11 protein-coding genes and 2 pseudogenes are annotated in these 17,452 nt (G+C 43.5%); 9 read left to right on the top strand and 4 right to left on the bottom strand.

What is annotated here, in order from left to right:
- Nucleotides 1–47: 47 nt before the first annotated feature.
- Nucleotides 48–404, top strand: a pseudogene (locus J4E06_RS06585) (HipA domain-containing protein); the annotation flags it as partial.
- Nucleotides 405–724: 320 nt separating this feature from the next.
- Here J4E06_RS06585 and J4E06_RS06580 read toward each other — a convergent pair.
- The 3 genes from J4E06_RS06580 to J4E06_RS06570 form a co-directional block, all read right to left on the bottom strand.
- A complete protein-coding gene (locus J4E06_RS06580; protein ID WP_349523239.1) occupies nt 725–4,381 on the bottom strand; it encodes a family 78 glycoside hydrolase catalytic domain in 3,657 nt (1,218 codons plus the stop codon).
- A 56-nt stretch (nt 4,382–4,437) separates the two neighbouring features.
- On the bottom strand, nt 4,438–4,608 hold the full coding sequence (locus J4E06_RS06575; RefSeq protein ID WP_349523238.1) for a hypothetical protein: 171 nt from the start codon (nt 4,606–4,608) through the stop codon (nt 4,438–4,440).
- A gap of 278 nt (nt 4,609–4,886) precedes the next feature.
- Nucleotides 4,887–5,915: a GntR family transcriptional regulator gene (locus tag J4E06_RS06570; protein WP_349523237.1), complete on the bottom strand. Its 1,029-nt coding sequence runs from the start codon at nt 5,913–5,915 to the stop codon at nt 4,887–4,889.
- Between the two features lie 99 nt (nt 5,916–6,014).
- Here J4E06_RS06570 and J4E06_RS06565 point away from each other — a divergent pair, with 99 nt between their 5' ends.
- The 8 genes from J4E06_RS06565 to J4E06_RS06530 all read left to right on the top strand — a co-directional run bounded on the left by J4E06_RS06565 (nt 6,015) and on the right by J4E06_RS06530 (nt 16,945).
- The gene (locus tag J4E06_RS06565) at nt 6,015–8,114 is read left to right on the top strand and encodes a bifunctional aldolase/short-chain dehydrogenase (protein ID WP_349523236.1); all 2,100 of its coding nucleotides are present in this window, start codon (nt 6,015–6,017) and stop codon (nt 8,112–8,114) included.
- A gap of 79 nt (nt 8,115–8,193) precedes the next feature.
- Nucleotides 8,194–9,474, top strand: coding sequence for a sugar isomerase (locus J4E06_RS06560; RefSeq protein WP_349523235.1), 1,281 nt, complete (start codon nt 8,194–8,196; stop codon nt 9,472–9,474).
- A 10-nt stretch (nt 9,475–9,484) separates the two neighbouring features.
- A complete protein-coding gene (locus tag J4E06_RS06555; RefSeq protein ID WP_349523234.1) occupies nt 9,485–10,858 on the top strand; it encodes an FGGY-family carbohydrate kinase in 1,374 nt (457 codons plus the stop codon).
- Nucleotide 10,859: 1 nt separating this feature from the next.
- Nucleotides 10,860–12,005: an alpha-hydroxy acid oxidase gene (locus J4E06_RS06550; protein ID WP_349523233.1), complete on the top strand. Its 1,146-nt coding sequence runs from the start codon at nt 10,860–10,862 to the stop codon at nt 12,003–12,005.
- Between the two features lie 39 nt (nt 12,006–12,044).
- On the top strand, nt 12,045–13,466 hold the full coding sequence (locus tag J4E06_RS06545; protein ID WP_349523232.1) for a purine-cytosine permease family protein: 1,422 nt from the start codon (nt 12,045–12,047) through the stop codon (nt 13,464–13,466).
- A 246-nt stretch (nt 13,467–13,712) separates the two neighbouring features.
- Nucleotides 13,713–14,963, top strand: coding sequence for a site-specific integrase (locus J4E06_RS06540; protein WP_349523231.1), 1,251 nt, complete (start codon nt 13,713–13,715; stop codon nt 14,961–14,963).
- A 372-nt stretch (nt 14,964–15,335) separates the two neighbouring features.
- A complete protein-coding gene (locus J4E06_RS06535; RefSeq protein WP_349523230.1) occupies nt 15,336–15,665 on the top strand; it encodes a helix-turn-helix transcriptional regulator in 330 nt (109 codons plus the stop codon).
- Nucleotides 15,659–16,945, top strand: coding sequence for a type II toxin-antitoxin system HipA family toxin (locus J4E06_RS06530; RefSeq protein ID WP_349523229.1), 1,287 nt, complete (start codon nt 15,659–15,661; stop codon nt 16,943–16,945). The genes J4E06_RS06535 and J4E06_RS06530 overlap by 7 nt, the downstream gene beginning before the upstream one ends.
- 389 nt (nt 16,946–17,334) lie before the next feature.
- Here the strand turns inward: J4E06_RS06530 and J4E06_RS06525 are convergent.
- Nucleotides 17,335–17,442, bottom strand: a pseudogene (locus tag J4E06_RS06525) (IS110 family transposase); the annotation flags it as partial.
- Nucleotides 17,443–17,452 lie beyond the last annotated feature (10 nt).

The raw sequence follows: 17,452 nt of genomic DNA, 5'->3' as shown, positions 1-17,452 counted from the left end.
GCTTTGGACATAATAAGGAAACTTAAACTCCCCAAAGAGCAAGCGCGGTTCAACTCTTTAGAAGAATGGTCTTCAATGTCATGGCCCGCAACCAAGATGATTATACGAAGAACATTTCATTCATAATGGATAAATCCGGTAAATGGAGTCTGAAGCCCGCATATGATGTCACATATGCGTACAAACCAACAGGCCAATCGACCAATGGGCACCAGATGACAATTGCCGGTAAACGTTACAACTTCACTGGAAAAGATCTTCAATCCATCGCCAATGATATAAGTTATACAAACGCAAAAGATGGTATTGAAGCTATTCAGGTCACATTGAATCAATGGGAACATTACGCTGATAGAGCGGGTATTCCCAATAAACAATCCCAAAAGTTAAAAAAAAGCGGTTAGACTAAATCTTAAGGTATGATATTATATACGTAAAATCAATTAATTATTTTAATGTATATTATTTTGTACTTTAAAAATTACATTGTGCTCATCTTTTGGTATGACTTTCAAATAAATATAGGCTCAGCAGCAGCATCTCCTTGAAAGCAAAAGTCGCTCCAGGTATTTCAGCTTGCTTGATCATAAGGTACCACCTCCCCTGATAACAATCTGCTGCCAACCTTAAGTGCCATCCTGAGCATTTGATTTTCTCTTGGAACCGAGGTGTGTCTCCCCAGAAAAATTAAAGATCGATCCAATTCAAACGAACGATACCGATATCATTGTACCGTAAATACATAAGTTCCGTATTCCAATTCCATCGAGACCTTTCCGTTCGTTTGATTTAGTTGCCCGATCCCATTAGCGGCCTTAAGTTTCTTTCCGGATTCCTTCACTTTTTTAATGGAGTCGGCTTTCAACTTTAAGGTGGCGGTGGTATTGGCAGGGACACTTACCCGGTATTCCCATCCCCCGTCAATCAACTTCCATTCACTTGCTATTCTTCCGTACATGGAATCATAATGTCCCTTGGCCCAGGTCATCTGTCCCGTAGGGTCGGGTATCGGCTCCAAAATAAAGTGTTTGAACCCAGGGGAATCAGGATCTCTTTGTATGCCCAGGGAGTAATTGTACATCCAAGCGGCAACGGCCCCAAAGGAATAGTGGTTAAAGGAGTTCATACTGTTGTTGCCCCCAAACCCATCCTCAATGGTAAAGGAATTCAATCGTTCCCAAATGGTGGTTGCTCCATTGATTACCGGGTAAAGCCAGGACGGATAGGTAGTTTGCTGCAACAATTTATACGCTGTTTCATGCCTTCCGTTTTCGGAAAGTGCATGGTTCAAAGAGGCAGTTCCTATAAAACCCGTCATCAAGGAATATTCGGGTCTTTTTACCCCAAGTTCGTCCATATTGCTACGGACGATGCTCTCCACCAATCGATCCACGGCTTTTCCCTTGTTTTCATCATTAAATGCCTTTAGATGCAGTGGTATGGCATAAGATGCTTGGGTATCTACCAAATCGCCTTTCTTTGGTCGGTCTTCCTCCGATGGCGGTGGCCCAAACCCTTGACTTACAAACCCGGAATGCACGGTTTTCCCGGTATTTTGATTGACATAGGTTGCGTTAAAGAATTTCTTTTTTTGCTGATATTGCGCTTCGTAGTTTGATGCATCACCTGTCTTCCCGAGAATGGAAGCGGTCCGCTTCAAGATGTCCAAATTGTACAAATGATAGGCCGTCCATAACAAGGTGTTGTCATTTTTAAAGCCTTCGGGGCTCAACCAATCCCCCAATGGACCTTCATTCAAAATTCCAGCTTCTTCATCAATTTTAGTGTCCAAAAATCCAACATAGCGTTGCATGGCTTCGTAATGTTCCTCCAAGATCTTGACATCGCCATATTGTTGGTACATCTCCCAAGGAATAACGATACCGGCACTCCCCCAGAGTGTTCCCCCAAATCCACCACCAACGGGTGCCACATCGGTAAACCTGCCATCTTCTCTTTGAATATCGCGCATAGCCAATAAGTGTCTTCTTAAAAAGGGTTCCACGTTAGCCAAATAAGTAGATACCTCTGAAAATACATTGATGTCCCCACTCCAGCCCATTCGCTCGTTCCTGGCCGGGGTATCCGTGGGTATGGAGAGGAAATTGCCCCGCAAGGACCAGGTTATGTTTTTCCAAAAACGATTGACAAGTTCGTTCGAGGTTTCATAGTGGGATGCCAGTTCCTTTATGGAACTGACGACTTTTCCTTTTACGCTGCCAAGTGGAAGCGCTTTATCAACACCTGTTACCTCCAGATATCTATATCCATGGAAGGTAAATCTCGGTGTTATGGTTTCTTCCCCTCCTTTTCTGATGTAGATGTCCTGTGCCAGGGCAGCCCTGATATTTTCCAACATCACCATACCCACGTTGTTTCCTGAATCCTCTAAATCTGGATAGGTCACTTCGGCATATCTCAAGGTAATGGTGTCCCCTGGTCTTCCAGTGGGCAAATCAATTTCCGGAAACCCTACCATATTTTGCCCCATATCATAAACAAAAACGCCTGGCCTGACTTCTTTTACCGCTTTGGGCATCAAAGTTTTTACTATGGATGGGTTCTCCCCTATTTGCCCGACCAATTGCATATCATTATAATCCAAGGCTTCGCCTATAAAAGCGGTTCCTTTGAGTGGAACCTCGCTGGCAGATTTCCAAGAAGAATCATCATAGGTTGATGTGGACCAATCTTGAACGGCCCTATCTTTGTTGGCATCATAGACCTCGCCCTGAAAGAAGCTTCCATAACGTACGGGACCATCGGTGAACAACTTCCAATCCGTTGTATTGGTGTTCAAAATTTGTTCCGTTCCATCAGTATAGGTGACAACCAATTGACCGAATAAAGACTGTCTGTCCCCAAAATAGTTCCAGTTTTCACCACTATAGGTAATATTGCCGCTCCACCAGCCTTCACCCAACCAAGCACCAAGTACATTGTCCTTACCACCTGACTTTAACCGATCGGTAAGATCATATGTTTGGTACATGTGGTTCTTGTTGTACTGGGTGAGTCCGGGAGAAAAGTAGCTGTCCCCTACACGTTCCCCGTTACAGTATATTTCATAGACACCTCTGGAGGTTACGTACAATCTTGCTTTTTGTACTTCTTTACTTTCTAAAGCAAACACGGACCGCAACATGGGAGCTGCATTTTGGCTTGGGTCCACCAAAATAAGGGCCCCGTCATCAGCTCCATCAACACGGTATCCATTAGGGGAAATTGAAAGCCGATCGGACTTGGAAGCGCCGCTGAAAACACCCGAATACGAACCGAAATCTTTTACGTTTTCGTGGAACAAAGCATTGGAGGGTTCACGAAAATGCTTCACTTTTAGTTCGGAAACAAGCATTTTCTGACCCTTTTTGGCCCAAAATCCAATATCCCCGACCATCGGGAAACTGATGTAGTTGTTTCCTCTACCCACCGGGTTCAGGTTAAATCCTTGGCTTACATAAGGTGAAGGATTTTCCATATCAGATTTGGAAATCCTGTTCTCCCTTTTTCTGCCATCCAAGAAGATATCAAACAATCCAAAATTACAGTCTATGTAAATGGAGTGTTGCTCATATTTGTTTTCATCATTGATCAAGGATTTTGGGATGGAGAAACTAAAAAGTGGTGTTTCCTTTGTATCCTTGACATCATATCCTACGCGATATACGTGCATTTTTGCAAGGCCATTTTCGGAACCGTCCAAGGGCGAGATATCCAATTCAAACGCAATAAAGCTTTCATCAAGTTCATTTTCAACACCTTGGACGTTCAAATCCTTATCCATCAACCGTTTGTCGTTGGCACCGAAGACCAATGCCCCTTTGGTGGATTTTGATTTTTCATCCAACTGTATCCCATATTCCAATTTGTAAACGGATAGGTACTGGGAATAGAACACCATATCCTCATCGGATCCGCCTATCCACTTGGCATCATTCCAAGCTTCGGCATTGGCGTCGCTTTCCATAAGCCCGGTCTCAAACCAAGACTCCCCCTCGAAAGTGTTTCCACTTTCGTCCCAAACCGTGACTTTCCAAGTATATCGGGTTCTTGCCTCTAGCGTTTCTCCCTTGTATTTCACCCCTATGGATTGGGTGTTGTTTTGTCGTTTGGAATCCCAAACCAAGTCTCCTTCCGCATCGGTCACCATAATTTGATAAGCCTGTTGCCCATAGCCCCTTTTGGTATCATTGGCCTTCATCTGCCAACTGAAATTAGGATTGGTAATATCGATTCCCAAGGGCTTTTCCATATAGTCCACCTTTAAGTTTTCTATGGAAAGCTGGCCCGTGGCCCAAAAAGAAATCGTAAAAAATAATAGGAAGAGTGCGACTGTAATTTTCCTTATAGCACCGAATCGATTTTGATTGTGATTCTCCATCCCTGTTTGTTTAGTTTATAGGTCAAGTATAAGATATAACTTTCAAACAACTGTTCTTATCTGTTCTGACAAATCAGCGTGATCATCTTTATAACCAACAATGATTTGGAATAGAACATCAATACTGCGTTTGATGAAACTTCGATGGCATAGTTCCCATCAAAATCGGCACTTGTATCGTTTGTAGTGCCTTCTTCAATAACGGTACCCCCTACCCGTTTCGGCATCCGTAACTAATTTTCTGCTGTGCATTGGCTACAAATCCACAAAAAATTGCCATAAAAAGAACCCCTAACCATAATGTCTCTTTAGTCCTCATAGTTTGTTTTTAGTTACTTAATCTTATGAACCGCCCGATTTTGGAGAAATCAAGGCTGAAGCACCATCAATCGTCCAAAAATGACAATCGATTTGACACAATGGTAAGACAATGTTAGAGTGAAACTATTCCGTTCTGTACTGTTCTGATACGGTATAGATCTATGTTTTTATGAAGAAGAATTGGTTACAAAGAGTTTCTTTGTATCACATGGAACGGATTGTCCATATAAATAGGTTGGTTTTTAAGGATTATCTCTGCTGCTTTTCTTCCTAAGTTTTCAAAATCGGTGGAGATGACCGTGATACCATCGAGCAAGACTTCCTTCAAAGGCGTCTCGTTGTAGGATATAATGCCCACATCCCTGCCCAAAACGTAATCCGTTTGCTTGATTTTCTTGATCAACACCACCAAATCATTTTCTTTTAGGTTGATGTATGCTGTATGCTTTTCGATCTCACTGGATTCTATCTCTTCAACAAATCCAAATTCATAGGCAAATTGCCCACAGAATTTAATAAAGCCTTTTTTTATTTCGCCCGGATGATAAGTCTTCTTAGGGAGCAACAACTTAATTTGCTTGTATTTTCTAAGCTTTGGATTCAACTCAACCAGCGCAGAATAAATATCTGTTTCAAAATCCTGATAAATGGAAGACACCTCATTGGAAAGCCCATCTAGCCTTTTGTCCAGTACAATCAACTTTTCCAGAGGAATTTCTTTTTTGATAAAATTGAGCACATCGTCCCCACCTTCCTCAAAATGGCTGATTACTACATAATGGGTATAGGTATAGGAACGTTTTTTGGAATCCAAGATCAGTTCCTTGAAATGCCGATAATTGTTTTCATAGATAAAAAAGTCTATGGTGGCACTATCGCCCAACGCACGGGCAAAGGCATCGTAAATAATTTTTTTGTGGGGGCTCAATTTATTGAACAACAGAAAAACCTTGGCCTTCAGGGCAAGTTCATCCCTCTTTACATAATACCCCTTGCCCGGGACCGATTCGATAATTTTGTTTTTCTTTAAGTGATCGTATGCCCTGACCACGGTATCCCTGGAAATATCAAATTCAATCAGCAGTTCGTTCACCGAAGGGAGCCTATCGTCCAGTTTTATCTTGCCATTTTCTATGGCGGCCAAAATGGAATCCACTATCTGTTTGTACTTTGGTACTTTGGATTCCTCCTTTATATCGATCAATCCCAACATTTTACTAACTTTTACGGACTGTTTACTTAACAGTGCAGAACACTTAAAAGAAAATGGGTAACTACATTTACCGATAACAATAATAAAAAAAATAACCTGATGGGGATTAAGACTTTTAAACACGTGGATTATCTATGGGACGAAAAAAAGGCCTTGGAACTTGGCGATGACCAGGTGGCCCTTTTCCTTTACCGATCCAATATTTTGGGCTCCGATCTTAGGATCACGAACTACGGAGGGGGAAATACCAGTTGTAAAACGATTGAGAAGGACCCGCTGACCAACGAAGACGTTGAAGTCATGTGGATCAAGGGATCTGGAGGAGATATTGGAACCCTTACCCGATCAGGGATTGCAGGACTTTACACAGAACGTCTAAGAAACCTGAAAAAAGTCTACAAAGGATTGCACGATGAAGATAGAATGGTCGGCCTCTTCAACCACTGTATCTATGATCTGGACAGTCGAGCCCCATCCATTGACACCCCATTGCACGGATTGCTCCCTTTCAAGCATATTGATCACTTACACCCCGATGCCTTGATTGCCGCGGCAGCAGCCAAGGACAGTGAAAAGGTGACCAAAGAAATTTGGGGCGACACCATGGGCTGGGTTCCATGGCAAAGACCGGGCTTTGACCTAGGTCTTCAGTTGGAAAAATGTTTGAACGAAAACCCCGGTATTAGAGGTATTGTCTTGGGGAGCCACGGCTTGTTTACTTGGGGGGACACTTCTTATGAATGCTACATCAACAGTTTGGAGGTCATCGAAATGGCCTCGGAATACATTGCGAAAAAAATCAAGGCACAAGGCGACGTTTTTGGTGGACAAAAAGTGGAATCGCTACCTGCTGACCAACGCAAGGAAAAGGCTGCACAGTTGATGCCAATGTTGAGAGGACTGTGTTCTTCCGAAAACCGCATGATCGGACATTTTACCGATGCCGATGTGGTCATGGAGTATATCAACAGTAACGACTTGGAACGATTGGCCCCAATGGGAACTTCCTGTCCCGATCACTTCTTGCGCACCAAGATCCAACCCCTGGTACTGACATTGGATCCAAAAGAAGATGTGTCCCATACGGACGAGGTCCTACAAAAGTTGGAACCGGCATTTGAACACTATAGAAAAGAATACAACGCCTATTACGAAAACTGCAAACATGACAACAGCCCGGCGATGCGGGACCCCAACCCCGTCATTATCATTTATCCCGGGGTGGGTATGTTCAGTTTTGCCAAAAACAAGCAGACCACCCGTGTGGCCAGTGAGTTCTACATCAACGCCATTAATGTAATGCGCGGTGCAGAAGCCATTACCGAATATACTTCGCTGCCAAGACAGGAGGCTTTTGACATTGAATATTGGTTGTTGGAAGAAGCCAAACTGCAACGTATGCCCAAGGAAAAACCTCTTTCCAGAAAAGTGGCTTTGGTCACCGGTGCTGGCGGTGGCATCGGCAAGGCGATTGCGGATAAACTTGCCGAGCAAGGGGCCAATGTGGTATTGACGGACATTGCCGAAGATAGATTGCAGGAAGCTTTGGAAACATATCCTAAGGATGTTGCCAGCTATTCGGTCTGCGATGTGACCAGTTCAGCGTCCATAAGCAAAGCTTACAAGGATGCCTGTCTGGAATTTGGCGGGGTGGATTTGGTAATCCACAGTGCGGGATTGGCCATTTCAAAGCCCTTGGCAGAGACTACGGAAAAAGATTGGGACTTGCTTCAGAATGTATTGGTAAAAGGTCAATTTGAACTTTACAAGCAAGGTGTTGCCATTATGGAAAAACAAGACCTTGGCGGAGACATTATAAGTATTGCCAGTAAAAATGGATTGGTCTCGGGACCCAACAATGTAGGCTATGGAACAGCAAAGGCAGCACAACAACATATGGTGCGCTTGTTGGCAGCGGAACTGGGTGGCAAGGGCATCCGGGTGAACACAGTAAATCCCGATGGCGTTATCGTAGGGAGCAAGATATGGGAAGGAGATTGGGCCGAAGGCCGTGCCAAAGCCTACGGCATAGCAGTAGATGAGTTGCCTGCGCACTATGCCAAAAGGAATCTGCTCAACGAAATTATATATCCGGAAGATATTGCCAACGGCGTGTTCGCCTTTGTCGGCCTTTTGGATAAAAGTACTGGAAACATTATCAATGTGGATGGTGGCATGGCCAATGCATTTACAAGATAGGTTTTTAGTTTAGTCATTTACCATTCAAGTTACCGTAAGCCTGCATATGGCCTACGGTTTTTAAAGATTAATACACCCTATGATTTTAGATAAAGAACAGATCACATCCGAAAACCAAAGCACTATTGACAAGCATAATCAAAGCTTTGATTTTTTGGCCAATAACTTGACAAACCAAGGGTACGATGTTGATGGCCTGCTAAAAAAGATAAGTGACTTCCAAGTCGCCATTCCCAGTTGGGCCTTGGGCGCCGGGGGAACTAGGTTCGGGAGATTCTCCTATCACGGGGAACCGGGAACTTTGGAACAAAAAATCGAGGATGTTGGATTGATCCATGCCTTGACACAATCCGCAGGGGCCATCTCGCTCCATATCCCATGGGATGTCCCAGAGGATGTCCAAAAAATCAAGGTGTTGACCAAATGGCTCGATCTCAAGTTCGATGCCATGAATTCCAACACCTTCCAAGATCAGCCCGACCAAGAACATTCCTATAAGTTCGGTTCGCTTTGCAGCACCGATCAAAAGGCCAGGCAACAGGCCGTGCAACACAATATCGATGTGATCCGTTTGGGCGAAAAGTTGGGTTCCAAAAGTTTGACCGTTTGGTTGGCGGATGGTTCCAATTTTCCGGGACAGCATAATTTCCAAACGGCATTAAAAAACACCCAGGATAGTTTAAAGCAGATTTATGCAGCGCTACCTGAGGATTGGAAACTCTTAATCGAATACAAGCCCTACGAACCCAATTTTTACAGTACAGTAATCCAAGATTGGGGCACCTCTTTTATGTTGGCCAACGAATGTGGTCCAAAAGCCTATACCTTGGTGGATCTGGGGCACCATTTGCCCAATACCAACATAGAACAGATCGTGGCCACCCTGATGATGAAGGGGAAACTGGGAGGCTTTCATTTTAACGACAGCAAATATGGGGATGATGATCTTACCGTGGGCAGCATCAAGCCATATGCTTTGTTCCTTATTTTCAACGAACTGGTCTACGGTATGGAGAACAATCCGCAAAACCCCTACCCGGCCTGGATGATCGATGCCAGTCACAATCTTAAAGACCCTTTGGAAGACCTGATGCAATCCCTTGAGGCCATCCGTTCTTCCTACGCCAAGGCACTTTTGGTGAATCAAAAAGAACTTCGTGAAGCGCAAAAGAACAAGGATGTGGCCTTTTGTCAAGAAATTTTACAAAATGCCTACCTGACCGATGTTCGTCCCTTATTGGAACGTGCCCGGGTCTCCAAGGGAGGGGCCTTGCACCCACTGGATACGTACAGGCACTTGGATATCCGCAAAACATTGGTGGACGAAAGGGGAAAACATTCAACGGCAACAGGGCTTTAATCCAAACACTATGGCAACAGAGGCAATCGCAGTTTTTGACATTGGTAAGACCAACAAAAAATTCTTCCTTTTTGATTTGGATTTCAAAGAGGTCCATCGCGATTATACCTATTTGGAACCCATTGAAGATGAAGACGGGCATCCCACGGAAAACTTGACCGAGCTTCAACATTGGATCAAGAGCACCTTTCACAACATCCTAAAATCAAAGGAGTACAACGTAAAAGCTGTCAACTTTTCCTCCTATGGTGCCAGCTTTGTGCATTTGGACGACATGGGCAAGGTGGTCACCCCGCTGTACAATTACACCAAGCCCATTCCGGAAGAAGTCATTTCAAGATTCTACGGGCAGTATGGCCCTGAGATACCATTTTGCAGGGAAACGGGCACCACACGAGAGGGCATGCTCAATTCGGGCATCCAGCTCTATTGGTTAAAACACGAAAAACCTGAGGTTTTTGCCAAAATCAAGCACTCCTTGCACCTACCGCAATATCTGAGCTATCTGTTCACGGGAATTCCGGTCAGCGAATACACCAGCATTGGTTGCCATACCGCCCTCTGGAACTACGAAAAGCAGGATTACCACGATTGGGTGTACCAAGAGGAAATACATAAGGTATTGCCTTCCATTGTGGACACGGGAACCAGTATCAACACCAAGCTAATGGGGCATCCAATAAAAGTCGGCGTCGGTATCCACGATAGTTCATCGGCACTTTTGCCCTACATCCGAAGTATTGACAAAAAATTCCTGTTGCTTTCCACGGGAACGTGGAGCATCGCGCTGAATCCATTTTCCAAGGAGCTTTTGACCGATGAGGACACCAATTCCAATTGCATCAACTATATGCGCATCAACGGGGAACCTGTAAAAGCTGCCCGTTTGTTCTTGGGAAATGAGTACAACGAAAAAATCAAGGAATTGGCCCAACTTTTCCATGTGTCCGAAGACCACCACAAGTCGGTAGGTTTCAATCCGGCGCTCTATCAAAAACTAAAAGACAAGTTCACCCATACCTTTGAATGGACAAGTCTTGATGTGGAATCGCCCAAGCCCCCTGCTCCCATGAATTTCGACTCTTATGAAGAAGCCTACCATCAATTGATGATGGAATTGGTGGAATTGCAAGTGGACCGTATCAAAAGAGCTATTGGGAATGATGCGATCGACCAATTATATATCGATGGCGGCTTTGCCCATAATCAGATATTCGTGGAATTGCTGGCCCATGGTTTTGAAAACATGAAGGTCAAGACCACGGACGCCTCTTTAGGTTCGGCACTCGGAGCGGCCATTGCCATTTCCGATGTGGAACTGGACCAAAAGTTCCTCAAAAACAATTACGCCTTAAAAAAGCACAGACCCCTAATTACCAATTGATATGGCCCTAAGTTTCGATACCCGATACCCCTCTGTTGATGATCTGAGGGAGAAAGCAAAGCAAAGAATACCTCGATTTGCCTTTGAATATTTGGATGGCGGTTGCAATGAAGACATTAATATAAAACGAAATACCTCCGAAATCAGGGACATTACCCTAAAGCCCACCTACATCAAGGACTTTAAGGGCGCATCCATAAAAACCACCCTCTTTGGTGAGGAGTACGATGCCCCTTTTGGTGTGGCACCCGTGGGATTGCAAGGACTGATGTGGCCCAATTCCCCAGAAATTCTGGCCAAAGCGGCCAACAAGCACAAGGTGCCCTTTATCTTGAGTACCGTGACCACCATGGATATCGAACGGGCCAGTGAACTGACCGAGGGCAAAGCTTGGTTTCAATTGTACAACCCGGCCGAAGATGTGGTAAGAAACGATATTTTGAATCGAGCGGAAGCCGCAGGATGCCCCGTTTTGGTATTGCTCTGTGATGTACCGACTTTTGGGTACAGACCTCGGGATTTTAAGAACGGCTTGGCACTTCCCCCAAAAATGACAATGGCCAACATTCTTCAAATATTAGGTAAGCCAAATTGGGCATTTCAAACGCTAAAACACGGTATTCCCACTTTTGAAACCCTAAAGCCATACACCCCGGAAGGTCTCAATCTAAAGCAACTGGGCAAGTTTATGGACAAAACCTTTTCGGGCCGTTTAAACGAAGAACGCATCAAACCCATACGAGATAAATGGAAAGGCAAATTGGTGTTGAAAGGTGTGGCCTCCGAAGAAGATACCGAACAGGCCATAAAATTAGGCTTTGATGGGATTATTGTAAGTAATCACGGAGGAAGACAATTGGATGCGGGGGAATCCACCATTGCGCCATTGACCCGTATTGCGGAAAAATACAAAGACCAAATTACCATCATGATGGACAGCGGCATGCGTTCCGGTCCGGATATGGCACGTTCCCTCGCACGGGGAGCCGAATTCACCTTTATGGGACGCTCCTTTATGTACGGAGCCGCGGCCATGGGCCATAAGGGAGGTGATCACACCATGACCATTTTAAAAGTGCAGCTCCAACAGATCATGGACCAATTGTGCTGCGAAAACATCGAGGACCTGCACAAGCATTTGATCTAATAAACTAAGCACATAAAATTAACAATCAAACCTAACTAGATGAGCCAATATAATATTGATGAAGAGATTGAGGAAATAGCAGGTGGCGAATTCGAAAGAGAACCCGTGCCCCAATCCAAATTAAAAAGCTGGAAAAGCTTTTTGGGCATGTATGCCGGAGAGCACGCAGCAGGTACCGAATTTGTGATCGGCCCGCTCTTTTTGACCACAGGTGTCAGTGCTTTTGATCTGATCATAGGACTGCTATTGGGGAACCTTCTGGCGGTTTTGAGCTGGCGTTTTCTTACGGCTGAAATTGCCGTCAAATATCGGCTTACCCTGTACTATCAATTGGAAAAAATAGTGGGCAAAAAATTGGTGATTGGCTACAACCTCGCCAACGGGATTTTGTTCTGTTTCCTTGCTGGGGCCATGATCACGGTCTCTGCTACGGCCGTAGGGATTCCCTTTAATATGGAAATGCCCAAGTTGACCGATACCATGCCCAACGGAATTACCTGGGTGATCATCGTATTGGCCATCGGAGCGGTCATCTCCTTGATTGCTGCAAAAGGCTATGAGACCGTTTCCAAGGCGGCCAACTATATGTCCCCGATCATTGTGCTGGCATTTTTGGCCAGTGGAATCGTGGCATTGCGCGAGCTTGACGTGAACAGCTTTTCCGATTTTTGGAACATCTGGGGCGAAGGTGGCGAACCCTTTCCAGGACAGATCAAATATACATTTTGGCATGTGATGATCTGGTCTTGGTTCGCCAATGCCGCCATGCACGTGGGGATGTCCGATCTCTCCGTGTTCCGATTTGCAAAAAAGGCCAGTTCCGGTTGGACCACGGCCGCGGGAATGTACGTGGGCCACTATATGGCTTGGATTGCGGCTGCCTTGCTTTATGCGGTGTACCTAAAATCACCTGAGGCACAAGCAGCTTTGTCCGGTGGAACTGCTCCAAACGTCGCTCCTGGTCCATTGGCTTACAATGCTTTGGGAATATTCGGCGCCATTGCCGTGGTTTTGGCGGGTTGGACAACGGCCAATCCCACCATTTACCGTGCAGGATTGGCCTTCCAGGCAATCATTCCCAAGACCTCTACCTTTTGGGTAACCATCATTGCCGGTAGTGTGGCCACCTTGGCAGGCTTGTTCCCTGCCTTTGCCATGAAACTTTTGGATTTTGTGGCACTGTACGGCTTTATTCTGGCACCCATGGGCGCCATTATCGTGTTTGAACATTTTTACGGTAAAAAGGCCAACATCATTATGGATTATGCCGAAACAAGGCACGTGAAATTCAACCGGGCGGTATTCTGGGCCTGGGCCATCAGCTTTGGACTGTGCTACTTTGTATCGGTCACCTTTGACATATTCCTATCCTTTATGACATTACCAGCTTGGTTGTTGTGCGGGCTATTGTTCTTGCTGATGTCCAAAAAGAAAGAACAACAACCCGTAAAAAACGGATGACCCCAGTCAGGTCACTTTTTAACAAATCATAAGACATCAAAATCCTGTAATCTAACTGATTTACAGGATTTTGCATTTTTTGGCATATCATTTAATTTGATATAATATGGTTTAAAAGAGTTCACAAATCGTCAACATAGGTTTTTCAATTCGTCAACATGAAATTTTGGCATTGAAAATCGGACGATTTGACTGTATGGTTGATTTGACTTTCGTAGCAGATTGTTTAACCAAAAACCTTTCTCTATGAGATCGACCAACACATTTTCCATCCTAATTTGGCAATACGCCCAACGAGCAAATGCCAATAATGAAGCAAATCTTTACGCCAGAATCAGTCTTAACGGCAAAAAGGCCAACATCAGCCTGAAGAAAAAACTGAATGTCAACAGTTGGGACTCAAAAAAACAACGTGCCAAGGGCACCAAAGCATCCGCCAGATACTTGAACGAATACCTGGAGGAGGTCAGAATGGAAATTTTCCAACTGTACCGGGAACTAAAGGCAGCCCACGGTCTCGTTACCGTGGAAAAGATAAAATCCCATTATCTCGGTGAGAACCAAAAGGTACGTTATTTGAGCGAGGTCTTTGATTTCCACAATGAGACCAACAAGGAAAAATTGGCTCCCAAAACCCTTTGCCATTACAGGACCAATCAAAGGTATGTCCTTGAGTTCATCAAAAAACAATACAATAAAAATGATTATCCGTTGCACGAACTTGATTACCCTTTCCTTTTGCGATTGGAGAGCTTCCTTCGCGCTTATGACCCAAAGAAACATTACAGAAAGTCCATTGCCAACAATGCTGTGATGAAACATATCCAACGTTTCAGAAAACAAATAAAGTTGGCAGTTGAACTGGATTGGTTGAAAGACGACCCATTTAAAAAATTTACCCCTAAAATGGAAAAAAGGCAGAGGGAATTTCTGACCGAGGAAGAACTTAAGAGCATTGTTCATTTAGAAATAGCATGCGAGCGCCTTGAAATTGTAAAAGACCTATTTCTTTTTAGTTGCTATACAGGTATTCCCTATGGAGACATCGTACAACTGACCCATAAAAATCTTGTCATCGGGATTGATGGGAATAAATGGATAACCGCAAAACGAAACAAAAACGGAGTTCCCTATGAACTCCCCTTATTGGATGTCCCGCTTTCTCTTGTAAATAAATACCTTGGACATGCAAGAACAAAAGCAACGGGTACTTTATTGCCTAAAATATCCAACCAAAAACTGAACAGCTACCTAAAGGAGATTGCCGACCTGTGCAAGATCAAAAAGAATCTTACCTTCCATATGGCTCGCCACACCTTTGCAACGACCGTAACACTGTCAAATGGTGTTCCCATTGAGACAGTTTCTAAAATGCTCGGGCATACCAAACTGGCCACAACCCAGATCTATGCACGGGTACTTGAGAAAAAAGTAAGCCAGGACATGCAGGTCTTGAAAAAGAAACTGAGCTTTCAGAAAAAGTCAAGTCCAATATAAATCTTTGTTTTTGACGCAAACCTTGGCCTTGACTCTTGAACGAGTTTCTTGTTTCAATTTCCTATGATTGGAAAGGACGGACATAGTATACCACCTCCGCCGGATCAAAGTGAGCATAGTAATATTGATTGCAAACCCTTTTATGGCGTAGTCTGAAATGATTTTTTAAGTGGTTAAAAAATATCCGTTTTTAGTGGTTCACTTGGACCGTTTTTTGCAGCTAAGATCAAAACTGGAATTTTCGAATACCCAGAAAGTTCGTTGATTGGAACAATTTATAAACGCAGAATACAAAATACACACTTTTAAGATATAGCATATTATACTTTATTTGTATTTTTGTTATATTAAGTATAATTTAATATACCTAAAATGATATCTTCTAAATCATCAAATGAATCCATTTTGGAGGAACTTATGAAAAGGGTTCGTCAGCGACGACTGAATCTAAATATGACGCAAGAACAATTAGCGAATATAACCGGCCTACACATTCAAACCATAAAAAACTTTGAATCCGGCAACAATACCTCATTATTGACCTTGATTCAAATTCTTAGGGCATTCGGGGACCTTTCCGCTTTGGACAAATTCCTGCCTGATCCCGGGATTAGCCCGGTTCAACTGCTCAAATTAAAGGGAAAAGAGCGTGAGCGTGCGTCCGGTGCTGATTTTGATAAAGAAAAGATATCAGAATGGTAGATGTAATCGGTGTTACGCTATGGGGTGAAAATATCGGAGCCTTGAGTTGGGACGATGATCGTAATCTTGGTTCATTTGAGTTCCAACCCGGTTTTATTAGCAAGGGTCTGAACGTATCACCAATACATATGCCCATTTCTGGATCGAAGGCTAAGATTTACAATTTTCCATCTTTGGATGAGCAAACCTATAAAGGTCTTCCTGGAATGATTTCCGATGTGTTGCCCGATGACTTTGGAAACAATCTGATCGATAGATGGTTAAAATTGAACGGTATAAAAAAAACTGACTTCTCACCGTTGGACCGTCTCACCTATATCGGCACCCGGGGCATGGGAGCATTGGAATTCGAACCAGCTAAAAAATTAGGCTATGACCAATCGACGGCATTGAACATTTCAAGTTTGGTGGAATTGTCGGGAAAGATTCAACAGGAAAGGGAGAACATTTCATTGAATCTTCAGGAAACCGAGGCAATGAACGAATTGATCAAAGTGGGCACCTCAGCTGGAGGACAACGAGCAAAGGCAATCATAGCCTACAATGAAGCCACACAGGAAGTGCGTTCCGGTCAAACAAAAGTACCTAATGGTTTTGAGCATTTCATATTGAAATTTGACGGTATAACCAACAAGGAGCTCGGTGACCCTCAAGGGTACGGGAGAATAGAATATGCTTATTACCTGATGGCCATTGATTGCGGGATTGAAATGATGCCTTCAAAACTTTTGGAAGAAAATGGACGGGGCCACTTTATGACAAAACGATTTGATAGAATTGGTCAAGGAGAAAAAATACACATGCAAACGCTTTGTGCGCTTGGCCATTTCGATTACCGGAAACCTGGCATATATGGTTATGAAGACGCTCTAGATGTGATGAGGAAACTTCTACTTCCAAAAGAGCAAGCCATTCAACTCTTTAGAAGAATGGTCTTCAATGTACTGGCACGGAATCAAGATGACCATACAAAGAACATTTCATTCCTAATGGACCGATCTGGTAGATGGCAACTTTCACCTGCTTATGATGTCACGTATGCGTATAATCCGTCTGGTCAATGGACCAACGGTCATCAAATGACAATTGCCGGAAAACGTGACAACTTCACTAGAAAGGATCTACAAACGGTCGCCGACCAAATAAACTATAAAAACGCCAGTGAGGATATTGAAACCATCAGAAAAACGTTGGGTCTATGGGAACAATATTCCGATAAAGCAGGGATTCCCAAAAAACAGTCCCGAAATCTAAAAAAGGCATTTAGATTAAATATTTAAGTATATCATATTATACTTAAACACCCATTGTAATCATATGGTATAATTTATTATACTTTATAAATTGAATTGATATTAGGATCTTTTTGGAATGATTTCGGAGCTTAAATGGAAACCCCGGACATCGTATACCTGCTTCTGGTGGAAAGGACGGACATAGTATACCACCTCCACCGGATTAAAGTGAGCATGGTAATATTTATTGCAAACCCTTTTATAGCCTAGTCTGAAATGATTTTTTAAGTGGTTCAAAAATATCCGTTTTTAGTGGTTCACTTGGACCGTTTTTTGCACACTCGCTATAAAAAATGATACTTTATTTTTCCATTCAACATCTGACAATTTATATCTAATTGCTAAAAAAATGAAATCATTAAAAACAAGGGTTTTTAACTTAATCTCGACACATAATTTTCATCATAGGGCAGTCCTAATTTTGCAATGGCAAACGCTTGTTTCAATAGTTTGTTCGAGACGGCGATTGTAGACTTCCCCTTCCAATAGGGC

This window comes from Allomuricauda sp. NFXS6 (genome assembly GCF_040148835.1).
In the GTDB taxonomy this organism is placed as follows: Bacteria; Bacteroidota; Bacteroidia; order Flavobacteriales; family Flavobacteriaceae; genus Flagellimonas.
This window is presented reverse-complemented; position numbering and strand designations above follow the sequence as displayed.

Excerpts from the sequence above, each read along its gene's own strand:
- J4E06_RS06560 (WP_349523235.1), top strand. The coding sequence starts at position 8,194 with ATGATTTTAGATAAAGAACAGATCACATCCGAAAACCAAAGCACTATT.
- J4E06_RS06530 (WP_349523229.1), top strand. The coding sequence starts at position 15,659 with ATGGTAGATGTAATCGGTGTTACGCTATGGGGTGAAAATATCGGAGCC.
- J4E06_RS06565 (WP_349523236.1), top strand. The coding sequence starts at position 6,015 with ATGGGGATTAAGACTTTTAAACACGTGGATTATCTATGGGACGAAAAA.
- J4E06_RS06580 (WP_349523239.1), bottom strand. The coding sequence starts at position 4,381 with ATGGAGAATCACAATCAAAATCGATTCGGTGCTATAAGGAAAATTACA.
- J4E06_RS06575 (WP_349523238.1), bottom strand. The coding sequence starts at position 4,608 with ATGCCGAAACGGGTAGGGGGTACCGTTATTGAAGAAGGCACTACAAAC.
- J4E06_RS06550 (WP_349523233.1), top strand. The coding sequence starts at position 10,860 with ATGGCCCTAAGTTTCGATACCCGATACCCCTCTGTTGATGATCTGAGG.
- J4E06_RS06540 (WP_349523231.1), top strand. The coding sequence starts at position 13,713 with ATGAGATCGACCAACACATTTTCCATCCTAATTTGGCAATACGCCCAA.
- J4E06_RS06535 (WP_349523230.1), top strand. The coding sequence starts at position 15,336 with ATGATATCTTCTAAATCATCAAATGAATCCATTTTGGAGGAACTTATG.
- J4E06_RS06545 (WP_349523232.1), top strand. The coding sequence starts at position 12,045 with ATGAGCCAATATAATATTGATGAAGAGATTGAGGAAATAGCAGGTGGC.
- J4E06_RS06570 (WP_349523237.1), bottom strand. The coding sequence starts at position 5,915 with ATGTTGGGATTGATCGATATAAAGGAGGAATCCAAAGTACCAAAGTAC.
- J4E06_RS06555 (WP_349523234.1), top strand. The coding sequence starts at position 9,485 with ATGGCAACAGAGGCAATCGCAGTTTTTGACATTGGTAAGACCAACAAA.